The organism is Staphylococcus xylosus (assembly GCF_002732165.1).
Classification (GTDB): Bacteria; Bacillota; Bacilli; order Staphylococcales; family Staphylococcaceae; genus Staphylococcus; species Staphylococcus xylosus.
In genome coordinates, this window is the sequence record NZ_MRZO01000003.1 from 146,167 (window position 1) to 164,147 (window position 17,981).

Annotated in this window: 17 protein-coding genes and 1 riboswitch; of the genes, 10 read left to right on the plus strand and 7 right to left on the minus strand. The window is 33.3% G+C overall.

Features of this window, described 5'->3' with window-relative positions; all coding sequences use genetic code 11:
* The first annotated feature begins 172 nt into the window (after window positions 1–172).
* Entirely contained in the window at window positions 173–1,027 is an 855-nt protein-coding gene (locus BTM19_RS05795) for a fructosamine kinase family protein (protein ID WP_029378158.1), read from the plus strand.
* Window positions 1,028–1,103: 76 nt separating this feature from the next.
* Here BTM19_RS05795 and BTM19_RS05800 read toward each other — a convergent pair whose 3' ends face one another.
* Window positions 1,104–1,337, minus strand: a complete 234-nt coding sequence (locus BTM19_RS05800; protein WP_029378159.1) for a DUF896 domain-containing protein — start codon at window positions 1,335–1,337, stop codon at window positions 1,104–1,106.
* Window positions 1,315–2,292 (minus strand): LLM class oxidoreductase, encoded by a 978-nt coding sequence (locus BTM19_RS05805; protein WP_029378160.1) that lies wholly within the window; start codon window positions 2,290–2,292, stop codon window positions 1,315–1,317. The genes BTM19_RS05800 and BTM19_RS05805 overlap by 23 nt, the downstream gene beginning before the upstream one ends.
* Window positions 2,293–2,593: 301 nt before the next feature.
* On the opposite strand from BTM19_RS05805, the gene BTM19_RS05810 reads away from it, so the two are divergent.
* A complete protein-coding gene (locus BTM19_RS05810) occupies window positions 2,594–3,385 on the plus strand; it encodes a trypsin-like serine peptidase (protein ID WP_029378161.1) in 792 nt (263 codons plus the stop codon).
* 121 nt (window positions 3,386–3,506) lie between these two features.
* On the opposite strand, the gene BTM19_RS05815 is transcribed toward BTM19_RS05810, so the two are convergent.
* Window positions 3,507–4,070 carry a TetR/AcrR family transcriptional regulator gene (locus tag BTM19_RS05815; protein ID WP_029378162.1) on the minus strand — a complete coding sequence of 188 codons (564 nt, stop codon included), beginning with the start codon at window positions 4,068–4,070 and terminating at the stop codon, window positions 3,507–3,509.
* 179 nt (window positions 4,071–4,249) lie between these two features.
* Window positions 4,250–5,221 (minus strand): DMT family transporter, encoded by a 972-nt coding sequence (locus BTM19_RS05820; protein WP_029378163.1) that lies wholly within the window; start codon window positions 5,219–5,221, stop codon window positions 4,250–4,252.
* A gap of 352 nt (window positions 5,222–5,573) precedes the next feature.
* Between BTM19_RS05820 and BTM19_RS05825 the strand changes: the two genes are divergently transcribed.
* The 3 genes from BTM19_RS05825 (at window position 5,574) to BTM19_RS05835 (ending at window position 8,750) form a co-directional block, all read left to right on the plus strand.
* Window positions 5,574–6,926, plus strand: coding sequence for an amino acid permease (locus BTM19_RS05825; RefSeq protein ID WP_058625648.1), 1,353 nt, complete (start codon window positions 5,574–5,576; stop codon window positions 6,924–6,926).
* 56 nt (window positions 6,927–6,982) lie between these two features.
* The gene (locus BTM19_RS05830; protein WP_029378165.1) at window positions 6,983–7,927 is read left to right on the plus strand and encodes a nucleoside hydrolase; all 945 of its coding nucleotides are present in this window, start codon (window positions 6,983–6,985) and stop codon (window positions 7,925–7,927) included.
* Between the two features lie 301 nt (window positions 7,928–8,228).
* On the plus strand, window positions 8,229–8,750 hold the full coding sequence (locus BTM19_RS05835) for a M23 family metallopeptidase (protein WP_225489609.1): 522 nt from the start codon (window positions 8,229–8,231) through the stop codon (window positions 8,748–8,750).
* A gap of 103 nt (window positions 8,751–8,853) precedes the next feature.
* On the opposite strand, the gene BTM19_RS05840 is transcribed toward BTM19_RS05835, so the two are convergent.
* A complete protein-coding gene (locus BTM19_RS05840; protein WP_029378167.1) occupies window positions 8,854–9,207 on the minus strand; it encodes a DUF488 domain-containing protein in 354 nt (117 codons plus the stop codon).
* Between the two features lie 136 nt (window positions 9,208–9,343).
* Between BTM19_RS05840 and BTM19_RS05845 the strand changes: the two genes are divergently transcribed.
* From BTM19_RS05845 to BTM19_RS05865, 5 genes are all read left to right on the plus strand, one after another.
* The gene (locus BTM19_RS05845; RefSeq protein WP_029378168.1) at window positions 9,344–9,772 is read left to right on the plus strand and encodes a 6-pyruvoyl trahydropterin synthase family protein; all 429 of its coding nucleotides are present in this window, start codon (window positions 9,344–9,346) and stop codon (window positions 9,770–9,772) included.
* Between the two features lie 289 nt (window positions 9,773–10,061).
* Window positions 10,062–11,105, plus strand: a complete 1,044-nt coding sequence (locus BTM19_RS05850) for a PTS sugar transporter subunit IIC (protein ID WP_029378169.1) — start codon at window positions 10,062–10,064, stop codon at window positions 11,103–11,105.
* Between the two features lie 526 nt (window positions 11,106–11,631).
* Entirely contained in the window at window positions 11,632–12,363 is a 732-nt protein-coding gene (locus tag BTM19_RS05855; RefSeq protein ID WP_037557168.1) for an aggregation-promoting factor C-terminal-like domain-containing protein, read from the plus strand.
* Window positions 12,364–12,569: 206 nt separating this feature from the next.
* Window positions 12,570–12,679, plus strand: a riboswitch (SAM riboswitch).
* 59 nt (window positions 12,680–12,738) lie between these two features.
* Window positions 12,739–13,896, plus strand: a complete 1,158-nt coding sequence (locus BTM19_RS05860) for an aminotransferase class I/II-fold pyridoxal phosphate-dependent enzyme (protein WP_099265782.1) — start codon at window positions 12,739–12,741, stop codon at window positions 13,894–13,896.
* Window positions 13,897–13,923: 27 nt separating this feature from the next.
* Complete coding sequence (locus BTM19_RS05865) at window positions 13,924–14,922, plus strand: D-lactate dehydrogenase (RefSeq protein WP_029378171.1); 999 nt, start codon at window positions 13,924–13,926, stop codon at window positions 14,920–14,922.
* A gap of 205 nt (window positions 14,923–15,127) precedes the next feature.
* Here the strand turns inward: BTM19_RS05865 and copZ are convergent, their stop codons facing one another.
* Together copZ and BTM19_RS05875 are read right to left on the minus strand one after the other, a co-directional pair.
* Window positions 15,128–15,334, minus strand: coding sequence for a copper chaperone CopZ (copZ, locus tag BTM19_RS05870; protein ID WP_029378172.1), 207 nt, complete (start codon window positions 15,332–15,334; stop codon window positions 15,128–15,130).
* Between the two features lie 51 nt (window positions 15,335–15,385).
* On the minus strand, window positions 15,386–17,770 hold the full coding sequence (locus BTM19_RS05875) for a heavy metal translocating P-type ATPase (protein WP_099265783.1): 2,385 nt from the start codon (window positions 17,768–17,770) through the stop codon (window positions 15,386–15,388).
* Between the last annotated feature and the right edge of the window lie 211 nt (window positions 17,771–17,981).

Sequence of the window (17,981 nt, forward strand, 5' to 3'; positions counted from 1 at the left end):
ATGATGTCTTTAATAGACTAGCATTTTACGTATTATATGCCTAGAGTAAATAAAAGAATTATTAAAACTTTCACATATAATTTATTTGAACTTGTGTGTGATTACATAAGATGAAAAAAGGCAATAATAATGATGTGCTTATTTTAAATTTTAACAATTGGAGGTATAACTCATGAAACAGTCATGGCAAACACAACTGCCTTTAAATAATATAAAGTCTATTTCACCTGTTAACGGTGGAGATGTAAATGAAGCATTTAAAATTGAAACAGCTGAGGAAATTTATTTTTTATTAGTTCAACGAAACCGAAACGCATCTTTTTTTGATGCTGAAATTTCAGGTTTAGAGCTTTTTGAAGAAGCTGGGATTACTGCCCCACGAGTAATAGGTAGTGGTGAAATTGAGGGTGACGCTTATTTACTATTAACTTATTTGGATGAAGGTTATTCAGGGAGTCAAGAAGCATTGGGGGAATTAGTAGCCCAAATGCATAGTCAGCAACAAAAAAATGACAAGTTTGGTTTTGATTTGCCTTATGAAGGCGGGGATATAAAATTTGATAATAGCTGGACAGATAGTTGGATAACATTATTTGTAGATCGACGCTTAGATCATCTGAAAGATACCTTAGTAGAGCAGGGCGCTTGGAGCGACGACGATGTTAAACAATATGAATCTGCACGTTCAGTAATTGTAGATACATTAAAACAACATCCAAGTAAACCTTCTTTATTGCACGGCGATTTATGGGGCGGCAATTATATGTTCCTGGCAGATGGTTCGCCAGCGTTATTTGACCCAGCGCCATTATATGGGGATAGAGAATTTGATTTGGGTATTACTACTGTGTTTGGTGGCTTTACAGAGGAGTTTTACGATGAATATGATAAATACTATCCACTAAATAAAGGGGTAGAACAGAGGCTCGAATTCTATAGATTATACTTATTGATGGTTCACTTAGTTAAATTTGGTGATATGTATGCGGGAAGTGTTAAACGTTCTATGAAACAAATCTTGGCATAATAAGATATAAAAAAAGGAGCGAGCAAGCAAGCAATCTATCTTAAACTAGATTGCTGACTCACTCCTTTTTTGTGATTTAGTTAAGATCTAATGTTCCCATTTCTTCACGTAATTTATAAACTTTATCTGGTGTTACATCTTCACCTAATGGATCAACTACTTTCATTGTTGAAAATGTGTTAATAACTTGTCCACGAATCATTTGTAAATATTCTTGTCTTAATGTGTGTTGCTCTTGTTTTTCTTCAACACTCAATACTTCTACTTTTTCTTTATTTGCAAGTTCATTAATTCTGTCTAATAATGTCATTTTTATATTCCTCCTGTAATAAATGTGGCGGGAAATGTGGTATTACATAATCGCCAATTTCTGTTAATAATGATTTATATGATCTATCGCTTGATTTTAAATGTAACATAATATGATTTGTGCCAATTTTTTCATAGGATTTTAGAATTTTTATTAAAGTATTTCTACCTAAACGATAACCACCTTTAATAGGTTTCACTAATTCGTTCGGTTGGTTTGATAAATCTACAACAAGCGGGTGCATAAATGGTTTGAAAGTATCATTGTTGTGCCATTCTTGAAGTAGCGTTTTCTGTTGTTGAAATGGTTGTGGGTAAAACATTAATCCGTCCATATTTGACTTTAACCAAGACATTTGTTGTTTTGAATATCCTGTGGCAAACATTGGGATATGTTTATGCTTTGGCAACATTTGTAGCCCTGAATCTTCGTATAGTTCAAATATTGAGTTCGATATATCTGGTGAATGTACTTGCCATAACTCATTTATAGCCGAAATAGCATCTTGAAATGTTTCTGTTAACTGTTCTTCTTTTATCTTAAATGTAGGAAATTCAAATTTACGGTCTCCCGTCGCCATACCTAACAAAAAGCGCTCATTTGAAATTAAGTCAAGAGAAGTAGCAGCCTTAGCTATATGAATCGGATGACGTAATGTAGCAACAATGCTAGAGGTTCCGAGAGCGATTTTAGATGTTTTGGCACTGAGATAAGATAAAAATACAAATGGATCGTAGTTTGTCGTTACATTTCCTAGATGTGGACTATAAAGCGGACTGTCACGTACAAATAGGCTAGTAAATCCGAGTTCTTCAGCAAATTGAGCTAACTCAATTTGATTTTCAAATGATAATTCATGGTCTTCCGAATTGTCGAAAGGAAATGCTAACCCTAAGGTCAAGTGATCCTTTTGAAAAGTTCGTTGGAAGCCATGATGGTGTTGGATTGTTGTCACGTCTATCCCTCCTAACTTTTAATTTACAACACGAATTGTCTAACTAACACCTGTTGTATAGATGTATTGTATAACGTGTTTCTGTTTAAAGCAAACAACATGTTTATGCATATATCGTGTAAACAACAAATAATGTTAAATGTTGTTTAGATATGCAAATCTTTATTTAATGAATATAAATTATTCTATAAATAATGAAATGCTTTTTCACAAAGAAATTTAAAATATAATATAATTTGATTATTTTTAGAAACTTCTTTAAATTGAAGAAGAGATTTATATTTTATTGGAGGGTTAATTTATGTTGAAAAGAATATTAATTAATAGTATTGCATGTGCTTTTATTGCTGCATTGTCATTAGCAATGTTTAATAGTGATAGTAAGGTCGATGCTCAGAATACTAATGCAACAGCGCAAGATACTGAAGCGACGCAAAATACAGCAGATCGTCCTGCTGAAAACAAAGCAATGCCAAGAGTTATATTACCCAACGAAGATAGAACACAAATTGAAAATACAAATAGTGGACATTATCAATCTATTGGTTATATCAATATTGGAGACAATATCGCAACAGGTGTTGTAATAGATAAGAATACGGTGTTAACGAATAAACATGTTGCAGACCTTTCAGATGGCAACATGACCTTTGCACCAGCTGCCCAAGATGCTGATACATTTCCTAATGGTTCTTTTACTGAAAAAGAAATAAAAGCGTACCCTGGTGAGGAAGACTTAGTGGTTGTTCATTTTAATAAAAATAAAAACGGTCAATCAGTAGGTGATGTTGTTCAACCAGCAACGTTACAAGACGCTTCAAATGTTAGTAAAGGTGCACCTATAACAGTTACTGGTTATCCTGGAGATAAGTCACTAGCGACAATGTGGGAAAGTAAAGGTGAGATTTTAGCTAATAATAGCAATATACTTACATATGATGCGAGTACTTATGGTGGTAACTCTGGTTCACCACTCTTTAATGAAAATAATGAAGTCATTGGATTACATCAAGGTGGTATTGAAGGCGAAAGTAATAGCGCAGTGGCGATAACAGGTAAAGTGTTAGATTTTATAAATGAAAATAGAGAATAAAGAATTAAGAAATATACATTTGAAATTGTAAAATGATATTTAAATTACAGTATAAAATATAAAGCGGAGCTATAAAATCAAAAATGCCATTTGGTTTTATAGCTCCGCTCTTTAAATATATTTAATTAGTATTTTGATTCATTAGGAAAGGAAGTGCTTGTTTAATATAAGTTTGAGCTGGTAATTGACTCGTATGGAACCAATGCTTTGCCGTTCCATAAAGTCCCCAAGACAAAAATCTCGCAGTTGTAGCAAGCGTTTCACGATTTTCGTTAACGTGTTGTTGTACTAGCAGTGTTAAAAAGATATCTTCTAATTCTTCTTTCACCTTTTTCTCTACAACTTGTCCATAAGCTTCACTATTTAACTTGCATTCATTATGCGTCTGTTGAATATAGTTTGTGATAGTAATAAAACTTTTACATAGTGTTTCTTCATTAAGTTTCGTTGATATATTTAATGAGTCATTTAAGTTTTTAAGTAAAGTTTCCGATAATGTATAGTCCATAATGTCATATTTATCATAAAAATGAGCATAAAACGTTGCACGATTAACAGTTGCACGGTCTGTAATGTCTTTCACTGTTATGGATTGAAGTTTCTTTTCTTTTGCTATAGCTCGGAAGGCATCCATTAATAATTTTTTAGTTCTGGTAATTCTTGGGTCAACATGAGATGTCGGCATTGACCTTGAACCTCCTTTAATTTAAATCACTAGCATATTATTTGATATAAATTATCTTGCTTTCAAAGGAGAATGTCAATGTGACTGTTTGGTTCAAGTTGAAGACATAGTATTCATTATATTTTGAAAATCGTTTTGAAGTTATAACGAAATAGTATACATTGATGTAATTTGATAAATTAGTTGAAATTTTGAATCTCACTATTGTTTTCTCTAATTTTGGCATTCATAAAGCTATAAACAAAAATACCTAAAGTGATAATAATGATACCAATAATACTAATAGGATCTGGTAAAGGTAACCCTAAAAATAACATTTCACCAATGAGTGTAAAGACTATTTCGGTAGCTTGAGTTGCTTCAACAGCAGCTAATTTAGCTTGGTTGTTTTTTACTAAATTTGTCGCATAGAAAAAAAGCGTAGTCGCTATAATACCAGAAAATACAGCGACTAAAAACGTTTGTAATACTTGGTTAGCAGAGGGGAATCCACTGTTCAAAACACCGATTACAAAGATAATAACCCAGATAGGTAACGTAACTAAAGTCATACCATAAATACGTTCAATTGTTGTTAATTCATTGTCGACAAGTTCCATCATTTTACGATTACCCAAAGGATAACTGAAAGCTCCAATGACTAGTGGAACAACAGATAGAATAAAGGTTTGCATTTCTATGGACGTAATTTGAGGTATTTGAACTAACACGACACCAAATACCATAACGCTAGAAGTACTAACAGAACGCCAAGAAATACGTTCCCTAACTTTAACTAATTGTTTATCAAGCTGAACATATTCATAAAATAAAGGTGCAAGTAATAAACCACATATAATTGTTAATTGCCATGTTGCTGATATTAACCAACCTGGACTGTAATTAGAGACAAATGTAATTGGAATATAGAAAAAGACAAAACCAAGAGTACTCCAAAGTAACCATTGTAAGAAGTGCTTTTTAATATGTCCAAGTATGTATCGGTGTCTTTTTTTTATATAAACAAAAATAAAAAGAAATGGGAACATAAATATAAAACGTAATGAGGCACTGAATAACCAATTGCCACCACTACTTGCCATTGAATGATTTAGTATAAAAGTGACTGAAAAAAATAACGCTCCGAGAATGCCTATAAAGATCGCGCGCATCAAATCTCCCCTTATATATAAGTTAATATTTTTAATTTAACAGTTTTTTAAATATAAGCAAGAGTAGAATATTTATGAATACAATATAAGTAATGTATAGAAAACTTTTAAAAAAATAATTTAAGTTGAAATATGAATATAGTTGATTTATGATTGTAATATTATGTAAGCGCATACATAAAGAGGTTTGATTTTTTTATTATTGAATTAATAGTAAATATAATAGGAGAAATTATTTGCTAAAAGCATGTTAACACACTATTAATGTGATTTTGTTGTAACGTTCTTGTTCAAGTAAAAAAGTAGTAAAATAGAAATGTGCACATATTTCAAGGTTAAGGGGTTAGGAACTATGGCAGACAGATTAAAGAGAGAGTTAAGTAATAGGCATATACAATTAATTGCTATTGGTGGCGCAATAGGTACAGGTTTGTTCTTAGGAGCTGGTCAGTCTATTAGTTTGGCAGGTCCATCAATTTTACTTACATATATTATTGTAGGATTTGCATTATTTATGTTTATGCGGGCTATGGGAGAAATGTTGCTTTCAGATACAAAATTCAATTCGTTTGCGGATATAACAAATGAATATGTTGGCCCACTCGCTGGTTTTATTACTGGTTGGACTTATTGGTTAACGTGGATTATTTCTGGTATGGCAGAAGTTACAGCGGTAGCTAAATATGTATCATTTTGGTATCCAGAAATTCCAAATTGGTTATCGGCATTAGCGTGTATTTTATTACTAATGTCATTCAATTTACTAAGTACAAGATTGTTTGGAGAGTTAGAATTTTGGTTTGCGATTATTAAGGTTGTTACTATTATCGCATTGATTATTATAGGTATTGTTATGATTGTAATGGCTTATCAAACACCATTTGGACATGCAAGTGTTTCTAATATTTATAATAATGGGGGGATTTTTCCAAATGGTATGTCAGGATTTTTAATGTCATTCCAGATGGCTATTTTTTCTTTCCTAGGTATTGAAATGATTGGTATTACAGCGGGAGAAACTAAAAATCCCCACAAAACTATTCCACAAGCTATTAATAATGTACCGTTTAGAATTTTAATATTTTATATCGGTGCACTAGCAGTCATTATTTCTATTATACCTTGGAATCAGTTAGATCCAGACAATAGTCCGTTTGTTAAAGTATTTGCGTTAGTCGGTATCCCATTTGCTGCAGGGATTATTAATTTTGTTGTGTTAACTGCAGCGGCATCTGCTTGTAATAGTGGTATATTTGCAAATAGTAGAACATTATTTGGATTAGCAGATAGAAAACAAGCGCCACCTAAATTCCAAGTAACGAATCGTAGAGGCGTACCTGTTACAGCAATATTAGTAACATGTACATTATTGCTCTTTGCAGTATTACTAAATTATTTTATACCTAATGCGACAACTGTATTTGTTTATATTAGTACGGTTTCTACAGTATTAAATATATTTATATGGACATTGATTATGATTGCGTATTATAGATATACACGTGCTCGACCTGATTTACATAAGGGAAGTAAATTCAAAATGCCTGGTGGTAAGATAATGGCGTTATGTATCATTATATTTTTTGCTTTTATTTTTTGTGTATTATTTGTAAATCCAGAGACACGAATAGGTGTTATTTTTGCGCCGTTGTGGTTAGTTGTACTTGCAATTATGTATAGACAGTACAAAAAACATGCAGTCTAATAACTTTTAACTTTGAAATATACACGTCATATATTTTTATGATTGGAGTGAAGAATGTGAGTAAAAAAATTATTATGGATTGTGATCCAGGGCATGATGACGCGATTGCGTTAATATTAGCAGGAGCTAAAAATAGTACGTTAGATATATTAGCTGTAACAACAGTGGCTGGTAATCAATCAGTTGAAAAAAATACGAAAAATGCTTTGAATGTATTGGAAGTAATGGGAAGAGGAGATATTAGTGTATCTGTTGGTGCTACAAGACCATTGATTAAGCCAGCTTCATTTGCATCACAAATACATGGTAATAGTGGATTAGATGGTCCGAAATTACCAGAAGTACCTTCGTTAAAACCAACGCAAAGTCATGCCGTTGATGTAATAATTGAAACACTAAAACAGAGTGATGAACCTGTAACACTAGTGGCTACAGGCCCTTTGACGAATATTGCAACGGCTTTAATTAAAGAGCCAAGTATCACACAATATATAGATTCTATAACAATTATGGGTGGAGGAACCTTTGGAAATTGGACGCCTACTGCAGAATTTAATATTTGGGTTGATGCTGAAGCGGCAAAACGTGTATTTGATTGTGGCGTACCTATTAACGTGTTTGGTTTAGATGTAACACATCAAGTGTTGGCGACCGATGCCATCATCAACAGATTTAAAGCTATAGATAATCAAATTGCAAAATTTGTAGTGGAACTTTTAGAATTCTTTAAATCTACATATAAAACACACTTTAATATGGATGGTGGCCCTATACATGATGCTTGTACTATTTTGTATTTATTAGAACCCAATTTATTTACCATGCAACACACACATATTGATATCGAATACCAAAGTGCACTTACCTATGGAACGATGGCTGTTGATTTAAATGATATTACAAATAATGAAAAAAATGCTTATTTTGCGACTACTGTAGATGTTGAACGCGTATGGATATTAATGGAAGATATACTTAAAAGTTATGGTGATGCCCAATAACTAATTAGTGAAAATTTAAATGAGAGTTGTATGTACACTGTTTGGTCGTGCTTCAATACCTGTAAAATAATAATTGTACAGTTTTAAGTTATATGTGGAAGCAGAAATAAGAAATAGTTTATAGATTTTTACGTCAAACTAAAGTATGAGGTGCTTTTTAAGCGTATTATTAGTTTTTTAGAGCTATAAAAAGTATACTTATGAACTAATAATAACTATTTAAAAGGTGATTCATTTAGTGAAAAATACGTTAAAAACAATTGTACTATTAATCATTATAATCGTTCCATTTATTTTCTTAATGATGAATATGGATTATATACAAAAAAGTATAAATGAAAATTTTTCAGAAATCAGAAATCAAAATAATACAAATGAGCGCTCGACATCTTATACAGATTTTTTTGATCGAAGCAGAGAAACTGAAAATTTCGGTGAATATGAGTTTAGCGGTTTTGATGGGAAGCATTATGGAATAGATTATGATTTGCCTGAAGATACGCCAGTTAAAACTGCAACAGATGGCAAGGTTACTCGTACGTTTGAGAATGACTTAGGTGGCAAGGTAGTGCAAATAGCTGAAACGAACGGACAGTATCACCAATGGTATATGCATTTAAACCAATTTAAAGTTAAAGTAGGAGACAATGTACAAGCGGGAGATGTAATTGCACTCTCTGGTAATACGGGGGAACAAACGACCGGATCTCATCTTCATTTTCAGAGAATGAATGGTGGGATCGGTAATGATTACGCGGAAGATCCTAAAGATTTTGTTGAAAATTTACCAGATGGTGAGAAAAGTCTATACGAACTCAAATAACCAAAGCGTTTATTATAACATCATTATAAAAAACTACCGTTTACCCTAAAGTGTTGATAGGATAAGCGGTAGTTTTACGTTTGTTTACGATAATTATGGTTGTTTACTGTAGTAACTCTTGAAGCACAATAGCTTGATTATGTTTTTTATCTTTAGCAGCAAATAATAAAATAATATCTTTATCAGTCTCAGAAACTTTATTTTGCAATTCTTCAAATGCTTGTTTTTGATCAATATTTTCACGGAGTTCCTTCTTGTACTTTTCTTTAAAAGCAGCATATAACTTGGTGTCATGGTTAAACCATTTTCTTAATTCGGAAGTTGGCGCCACTTCTTTTATCCAATGATCTAAATGTGCATCGTCTTTGGCTATACCTCTTGGCCATACGCGATCTACAAGTATCCTTAAGCCTTCTTGTTGTTTGTCTTCATAAATTCTTTGAATGTATATCGTCATATAATAAACCTCCTCAAATGTTTACCTATTAGTTTAATCATTACCTTTAAAAATTGAATGAAAAACGTTTACGGATAAATATGTACTTGTTATATAAAAGGGTATATTAATAAAAATGACTATAGGAGTGACCGTAATGACTAAATTTGATCATATTCAGCCACCTGGCCAGTTTAAATATCGGGATGGCCAAGTTTTGATAAAGAATTATTATGAATTCACTTGTGATAATCGAATTTATTTTACAAATACAGCGCATAAAGACCTAGAGGATCAACAATATCAATTTAATATTGAGATTTTATCAGACATAGATAAATATGGATTGGCATTAGATTTTAATGAAGTTGATAAATTATACCAAAAAGAAATTGAACCATATCTAGATGGTCAGTTGGTAAATGATACGTTACCCGAAATGAATACAACTGCTGAAAATATTGCTATATGGATATGGGAACAATTTGAAAAAAATTTACCTAAGAACAACCAATTGCAAAAATTGGAATTTTTTGAAACGGCATCTCAAGGGCTTGTCCTAACAGCAAGTCTAATGAAGCAATGAAATTGCAATTTTGTTTTACTAACATTTTCTTTCCTTGCAATAATATCATTAGGAAATATGTGAATTATATATAGAAGTAGGTAGACGAAATCGAATTTAAAAATTGAGATTTCGGTTGCCTACTTTTTATATTGCAATATTTTAATTGTAGGTGGGTAATTTTAGTTGCTATCTTGATAAAAAAATTTCTCGAAGATATAAAAATATTTGAGGAAAATACAGAAACAATATTCTGAAAATTAAGAAAATATGATATATTAGTATTTATTTCAGCTTAGGGGGAACTTCTATGATTAAAGTAAGTCCAAAACAATTTTTATATAATGTACTATCTGGTGTAGCGATTGCCATAGTAGCAGGGTTAATACCTAACGCTATTTTAGGAGAATTATTCAAACTTTTCGCTCCTAAGTACCAGGTTTTTCAAACATTATTACAAGTAGTAGAAAGTATTCAATTTACTGTACCATTATTAGTTGGTGCACTAATAGCAATGCGGTTCAATTTATCACCTTTAGCAACGGCTGTCGTCGCGAGTTCTGCTTTTGTTGGGAGTGGCGCAGCGCAATTTAAAGATGGTGCTTGGATGCTTGTAGGTGTTGGAGATCTTATTAACACAATGATCACTGCAGCAATTGCTGTGTTTTTAATATTAGTCGTTGGTGAAAGATTTGGTAGTTTAACGTTAATTATTCTGCCGACCATTGTCGGTGTGATAGCGAGTTTTATAGGTGTACTTATATTGCCATATGTCCAAATGATTACAACTGGTATTGGCAATTTAGTCAATACATTTACAGAATTACAACCAGTATTGATGTCTATGCTTATTGCATTAGTATTTAGTTTTATAATTATTTCACCTATATCAACTGTAGCAACTGCATTAGCTATAGGTATTAGCGGTTTAGCTGCTGGGTCTGCTTCACTGGGGATTGTGGCATGTGAAGGTGCATTAGTTGCAGGTACGTTAAAAATAAATAGAGCTGGTGTGCCTTTAACAATCTTTTTAGGTGGTGTGAAAATGATGATACCTAATATGGTAAGGCATCCTATTATTCTATTACCAATTTTCTCTAATGCACTAATCACTGGCTTTGTTGGTGCGCTCATAGGAATTGGTGGAACAAAAGAATCAGCAGGTTTTGGAATCATTGGGCTTGTTGGGCCAATTAGTGCATTTAGATTTATGGAACATTCAATATTATTAAACTTAATGTATGTATTTATTGCATTTTTTGTAGTTCCGTTCGTAATGGGATATTTGATAAATACGTTTTATATGAAAACATTAAAGCTATATGATAGAGAAATCTTCAAATTCTTGGCGTAAAATTATAAATAATGTTTAAAATGTATCGTTATTTCTGTAATATAATGTAATGTTTTGAATGATGGACAAAAGAAGAAAATATATTAAAAAGGCCACAAAACAGTGGTCTTTTTAAATTTCAGACAAAAAAATTTGCAAGTTTTACTCCAAAGTATAATTTTTTTGTCCTTTTATTATTTTACAGTTGTGTAACAAAAAGATTTGCTGTAATAATTCAGACTACGTAAGATTATTCGATGATAAAGTTATGAAGCTTAATATAACAGCGCTATACACAATATAATTTGAAAATGATGTAAGAATTATGCATTACAAAACAAAACAGCGATGTTTCAATGTTACAAAGTATAGTTTCTTTTGTAACGTTTTGTTATTGAAGTGTAATATAAAAAGGCGAAATATGTGTTATATTATTTGTGGCGAAAAAATAAAACATAAAAATTAATCGATTACAGCACATACGATAAATAATTTAACGAAAATATAATTTTACTTAAAAAGATTTTAATTGGAGGATTTTTTAATTATGAAGAAAACAATTTTAGCATCATCATTAGCAGTAGCATTAGGTGTAACAGGATACGCAACAACAGCAGACCACAATCAAGCTCACGCTTCAGAAGAAAATATCGACAAAGCGCATTTAGCTGATTTAGCTCAAAACAATCCTGAAGAATTAAACCAAAAACCATTACACGCTGGCGCGTATAACTATAACTTCGTTTTAGGTGGAAATGAATATACATTCACTTCAAATGGTCAATCTTGGTCATGGAATTACACAGCTGCAGGTGCTCAAAGTGCAACTTCTAACTCAGTACAAGACGTAACTACTCAAGCAACTACAAACACTAACGAAACTTCAGCTAGTGAAGTAAGTGCTCAAAAACAATCAAGCAATACTCCAGTAGCAGCAGTTGAAGCGCCTAAAGCTTCTTCAAACACTCAAACAAGTGCTGCAACTAGAACTTACAAAGTTGCTCAAACATCAGCTGCATCAACTGGTGGGTCAGTTAAAGCTCAATTCTTAGCTGCTGGTGGTACAGAAGCTATGTGGAATTCAATTGTAATGCCTGAATCAAGTGGTAACCCAAATGCGGTTAACCCAGCTGGTTACAGAGGTTTAGGTCAAACTAAAGAATCATGGGGAACTGGTTCAGTAGCTAGCCAAACTAAAGGTATGATTAACTACGGTGAAAGCCGTTACGGTTCAATGGAAGCAGCTATGGCTTTCCGTGCTTCTAATGGATGGTGGTAGGATCTAAATAACTAAATAGAAATATTTAGTTGTCTTAGATTGAAGAACCCGGAACATATATGTTCCGGGTTTTATTATTTAATTGGATGTTTTTATGTGACTGACATCAGAATCTTATTACACTATGAGATTTTGATGTCAATTTTTTGTTTTATAAGTAGATTGACAAGCGTGAATATTCTGATAAAATTAATGGTAATTTAATAAACTTATCCAGAGAAGCTGAGGGATTTGGCCTGATGAAGCTTCAGCAACAGACTTTGTTATAAAAGTACTGTGCTACTTCCAACAAGCAATAATGCTTGAAAGATAGGTGACATGTGTAACTATATGCCACACAAGTCGGCATATAGTTTTTTTAATAGGAGGATTTTTATGATAATTTCAGATAGATTGGCACAGATACCAGATAGTTATTTTGCAAGAACAATGGGCCAGAAAGTAGAACATGGTCCATTACCTTTAATTAATATGGCTGTAGGTATTCCTGATGGTGAAACGCCCAAAGGAATTATTGACTGTTTTGCTGATGCGCTACGTCAGCCCGACAATCAAAAGTATGTTGCTTTCCATGGTAAAGACTCATTTAAACAAGCAATAGTAGATTTTTATCAAAGACAATTTCAAGTTGAATTAGATAAAGAAGATGAGGTATGTATTTTATATGGTACTAAAAATGGTCTTGTAGGTTTACCAACATGCATCGTGAATCCAGGGGAAAATGTGTTGTTACCAGATCCTGGATATACGGATTATAAAGCTGGGGTATTACTTGCTGATGCCCGACCACAACCACTCGTTTTAGAACCTCCTTATTATTTGCCTCAGTGGGACAAAATAAGCAAAGAAATATTACTCAATACTCGTTTAGTTTATTTGACTTATCCAAATAATCCGACAGGTTCAGTTGCTACAAAATCAGTATTTGAGGAAGCGATTGAGCGTTTTAAGGGAACAAAGACAAAAATCGTTCATGATTTTGCATATAGTGCTTTTGGTTTCGATGCTAAAAATCCTAGCATATTGCAAGCAGAAGGAGCAAAAGACTTAGCATTAGAAATTTTTTCATTATCAAAAGGCTACAATATGTCAGGATTTCGAGTGGGTTTTGCAGTAGGAAACAAAGATATTATACAAGCATTAAAAAAATATCAATCACATACACATGCAGGTATGTTTGGCGCATTGCAAGACGCAGCAACATACGCTTTGAATAATTATGACGCTTTTCTAGAAGAGCAAAATATAACATTTAAACGTCGTAGAGATGAATTTGAAGCTAAACTACAACAAGCCGACATACCTTTTGAACCAATGAAAGGTGGCATTTTCTTATGGTTACGTACGCCAAGAAACTTTGATGGGGAAAGTTTTGTTGATTATTTATTACAAGAACAGTCAATCCTTGTTGCGCCAGGTATACCATTTGGAGAACATGGAAAAGATTATGTGCGTATTTCTTTAGCATTAGATGATGAATCATTATTAGAGGCTGCAGAAAGGATACAAGCGCTTAAGCATCTTTATGAATAGAACAAATCTGATTGGAGTGATTAACTTATGACAAGTATTAAAATTTTTGGAGTAAGAGAAGAAGATATACCTTATATTAAGGCATGGTCAACAAAGCATAGTGTAACTGTCGATTTAGATGAAGCATTACTATCATCAGAAACTGTCGATCGTGCAAAAGGATTTGATGGTGTTTCGATATCACAGCAAATTCCTTTTGGTGAAGATGTATATCGCAAGTTGCATGAATTTGGAATTAAGCAAATTGCTCAACGAAGTGCTGGTTTTGATATATATGATTTCGATTTAGCTCAAAAATATGATTTAATTATTTCTAATGTGCCATCTTATTCACCGCATTCTATTGCTGAATACACAGTGTCACAGGCGCTTAATTTGGTTAGAAACTATAATGATATACAACAAAAAACAGCTTCATATGACTTTAGATGGCAACCAGAGATCTTATCACGCTCTATTAAAGATTTGAAAGTTGCTGTTATAGGAACTGGTCGTATCGGTTCAATCGTTGCTAAGATCTTTTCACAAGGTTTTGAAGCTGAAGTGATTGCTTACGATGTTGTCCCTAATGAAAGCTATAAGTCATTTTTAACGTATGCCAATAGTATAAAAGAAGCTGTGCAAGAGGCTGATATTGTTACGGTTCATATTCCTGCAAGTAAGGATAGCGATTATTTATTTGATGATGTATTGTTTAATGAATTTAAACCAGGATCAGTATTTATCAATTGTGCAAGAGGATCCATTGTAAAAACTAGTGCGTTAGTACATGCGCTGGATAACGGTATTTTAAAAGGGGCAGCAATTGATACATATGAATGTGAAAAAGGATTGTTTCCAAGCGACCAACGACAAACGGGATTAAAGGATGAAGTATTAAAGCAATTAATCGAACGACAAGATGTTATTGTTTCGCCTCATATTGCTTTTTATACAGATGCTGCTGTTGAAAACCTAATTGTCGATGCTTTAGATGCAACAATCGAAGTTATTGAGACTGGTGATACTAAATTACGCGTGAATTAATAAGAGAGCAAATATAGATTTAAACCGTGAAAATATAAAAAAAGAGCAGGACAGAAATCTAATTTGTTAGAGAAGATTTCGTTGTCCTACTCCGGTATGGATAAATAGAGTTGAAAAAGGCTGGTTTAAAAGCTTTTTTCAACTCTATTTAATTACTGCTATCACACTGAGTTGAGACCGAGACATTAAATATGTCCTAGCAACTTTATTTTACGTCATAACCTTGATCCTCTATTGCTTCGTACATGTTTGGTGATGTGACTTTGTTATCATCAAAATCAACTTTAACATTACCTTCTTCAAGGTTAACATCAGCTGTTGATACACCATCAAGATTTGTTAGGGCACTTTCAACTGCATGTTTACAGTGCTCACAACTCATACCTTCTACTTTAATTGTTTCAGTTGCCATATCAATCACCTCCTTAAAAATGATTTGTCATATAATCATCTCAAATTTTAATTATAATTTCATGCGTTTTAATCTAAGCGCATTAGCGACAACACTTACAGAACTTAAAGCCATTGCAGCACCGGCAATCCATGGTGCGAGTAAACCTAGTGCAGCAATAGGAATGCCTGCAACGTTGTAACCAAATGCCCAAAATAGGTTTTGACGTATATTACGTATAGTCGATTTACTAGCTGTGATTGCTTTAGGTACGAGTAACAAATCACCACCAAGAATGGTAACGTCAGCGGCTTCTATGGCAACTTCTGTACCTGTACCAATAGCAATTCCTATATCTGCTTGGACTAATGCTGGGGCATCATTTACGCCATCTCCTACCATAGCTACAGTCTTATTATTAGCTTGTAATGATTTTATCTTAGTCGCTTTTTCTTCTGGTAACACTTGTGCAATGACTGTATCTATACCAACTTGTGAAGCAATGGCTTCTGCTGTAAGTTGGTTATCTCCAGTCAACATAACGACTTCTATATTTAAATCATGTAACTGTTGGATTGCTTTCTTGGTAGAATCTTTGACAGTATCAGCTACTGCGATTGCACCACTTAATTGTTGATCAACCGCTATCAACATAGCCGTCTTACCTGATTGTTCAAACTGGGATAATTGTAGTTCAGAACTATTAATGGTTACGTGATAATCTTCTAAGAATTTACGATTACCCACCAATAAAGATTTTCCGTCAATTGTAGCTTTGATGCCACGTCCAGGTACCGCTTCGAAGTCATGAACTTCTAATAAATCAACTTGTTTTGTTTTTGCATAATTAATGATAGCTTCTGCGAGTGGGTGTTCAGAAGCTTTTTCAGCGCTAGCTAATAATTGTAATGTTTCACTATCGCCATCAAAGTCTGTAACTACAGGTGTTCCGTATGTGATAGTTCCTGTCTTGTCTAAGACAACGGTATCGATTTGATGCGCACGTTCAATATGTTCGCCACCTTTAAATAGAATACCGTTTTCGGCAGCCTTTCCAGTACCTACCATAATCGAAGTAGGAGTGGCTAACCCAAGTGCACAAGGGCAAGCAATAACCATGACGGCAATTGCTGCTACTAAAGCTGGTTCAAATTGGCCTTGGCGTACTAAAGTAATCCATATAGTAAATGTTAGAATAGCAATACAAACTACAATAGGCACAAAATAGCCAGATATAATATCAGCAAGTCTCTGAATAGGTGCTTTAGAACCTTGAGCTTCTTCAACTACTTTGATAATAGAAGCGAGCGCAGTGTCTTTTCCAACTTTCGTGGCTTCGATTGTGAGCACGCCATTTTGATTCATTGTTGAACCAATAACATAATCGCGCTGTGTTTTTTCAACAGGTATAGATTCACCGGTTAACATGGATTCATCTACAGAAGTTTTGCCTTTGACAATTTTTCCATCTACTGGTATTTTCTCTCCCGGTTTAATAATTAAATAATCGCCTTCTACGACTTCACTTAAAGGTATCAGAAATTCCTCATTATTACGTAGTACACGTGCTTCTTTAGCTTGCAAGTTTAGCAATTCACTTAAGGCATTTGTTGTATGTGATTTTGCACGTGCTTCCAAATACTTACCAAATAAAATAAGTGTAATGAGTACAGCACTTGTTTCGAAATACAAATGAGGCATAATCTCTGTATTGTTCAGCCATTTAATCATCTCATATAAGCTATAAAAATAGGCTGCGCTCGTTCCTAATGCTACTAATACATCCATGTTTGCTGAACCATTGCGAAGATTTTTATATGCCCCAACATAAAATTGCCAACCAATGATAAATTGTATCGGAGTTGCTAAGATAAATTGAAACCATGGATTCATTAAAATTGAAGGCAATTGCATGTTAAAGAGATGTACAAACATAGTTAATAGTAACGGGAAAGCCAATATAGCTGAAACAATTAATTTTGTAAGTTTACGTTTTAACTCTATTGCTTTGTGTGATTGTTTTTCATCAGCTTCTTTTTTAGGCTGTGCATCATAGCCCAATTTTTGAATTTTTTCAATTAAAGTATCGACGGAAGTTGAATTAGGATTATATAAAATCGTAGCATTTTCAGTTGTAAGGTTTACGTTAGCTTCCTCTACACCATCAGTACGATTCAATACCTTTTCAATACGGTTAGAACATGCGGCACATGTCATGCCTGTCACGTCTAAGTCAACTTTTTCATTTAATACGCCATATCCTGATTTTTCTATTGTATTGGAAAGGTCAGTAGACGAAGTCGAGCTAGGGTTATAAATTATTGTGGCTTTTTCAGTTGTTATGTTAACGTTAGCTTCAACATCATCCATTTTGTTTAAATTTTTCTCAATACGGTTAGCGCAAGCTGCGCATGTCATACCCGTAATATTGAAAGTAGTTTTTTTCTGTTCACTCATTGGAGTAGCCTCCTTTCAGGTTGCAAATAAATGTCCGTAACAATAGAATCTTTACACCATTAATATACCCCTAGTAGGTATAGTTGTCAATGTTGTTGTTTTAAAAAAGAGAGACTAGAAATACAAAATCAAAATTTACAAATTGACTTTGTATTTCTAGTCCCTCAAGATATTACGATAATGATTTACTAATTTGGCTTGTTTGCTTTAT

Coding starts and splice junctions, on each gene's coding strand:
- BTM19_RS05795 (WP_029378158.1), top strand. CDS start 173: ATGAAACAGTCATGGCAAACACAACTGCCTTTAAATAATATAAAGTCT.
- BTM19_RS05800 (WP_029378159.1), bottom strand. CDS start 1,337: ATGACATTATTAGACAGAATTAATGAACTTGCAAATAAAGAAAAAGTA.
- BTM19_RS05810 (WP_029378161.1), top strand. CDS start 2,594: ATGTTGAAAAGAATATTAATTAATAGTATTGCATGTGCTTTTATTGCT.
- BTM19_RS05815 (WP_029378162.1), bottom strand. CDS start 4,070: ATGCCGACATCTCATGTTGACCCAAGAATTACCAGAACTAAAAAATTA.
- BTM19_RS05820 (WP_029378163.1), bottom strand. CDS start 5,221: ATGCGCGCGATCTTTATAGGCATTCTCGGAGCGTTATTTTTTTCAGTC.
- BTM19_RS05825 (WP_058625648.1), top strand. CDS start 5,574: ATGGCAGACAGATTAAAGAGAGAGTTAAGTAATAGGCATATACAATTA.
- BTM19_RS05835 (WP_225489609.1), top strand. CDS start 8,229: ATGATGAATATGGATTATATACAAAAAAGTATAAATGAAAATTTTTCA.
- BTM19_RS05840 (WP_029378167.1), bottom strand. CDS start 9,207: ATGACGATATACATTCAAAGAATTTATGAAGACAAACAACAAGAAGGC.
- BTM19_RS05845 (WP_029378168.1), top strand. CDS start 9,344: ATGACTAAATTTGATCATATTCAGCCACCTGGCCAGTTTAAATATCGG.
- BTM19_RS05850 (WP_029378169.1), top strand. CDS start 10,062: ATGATTAAAGTAAGTCCAAAACAATTTTTATATAATGTACTATCTGGT.
- BTM19_RS05855 (WP_037557168.1), top strand. CDS start 11,632: ATGAAGAAAACAATTTTAGCATCATCATTAGCAGTAGCATTAGGTGTA.
- BTM19_RS05860 (WP_099265782.1), top strand. CDS start 12,739: ATGATAATTTCAGATAGATTGGCACAGATACCAGATAGTTATTTTGCA.
- BTM19_RS05865 (WP_029378171.1), top strand. CDS start 13,924: ATGACAAGTATTAAAATTTTTGGAGTAAGAGAAGAAGATATACCTTAT.
- copZ (WP_029378172.1), bottom strand. CDS start 15,334: ATGGCAACTGAAACAATTAAAGTAGAAGGTATGAGTTGTGAGCACTGT.
- BTM19_RS05875 (WP_099265783.1), bottom strand. CDS start 17,770: ATGAGTGAACAGAAAAAAACTACTTTCAATATTACGGGTATGACATGC.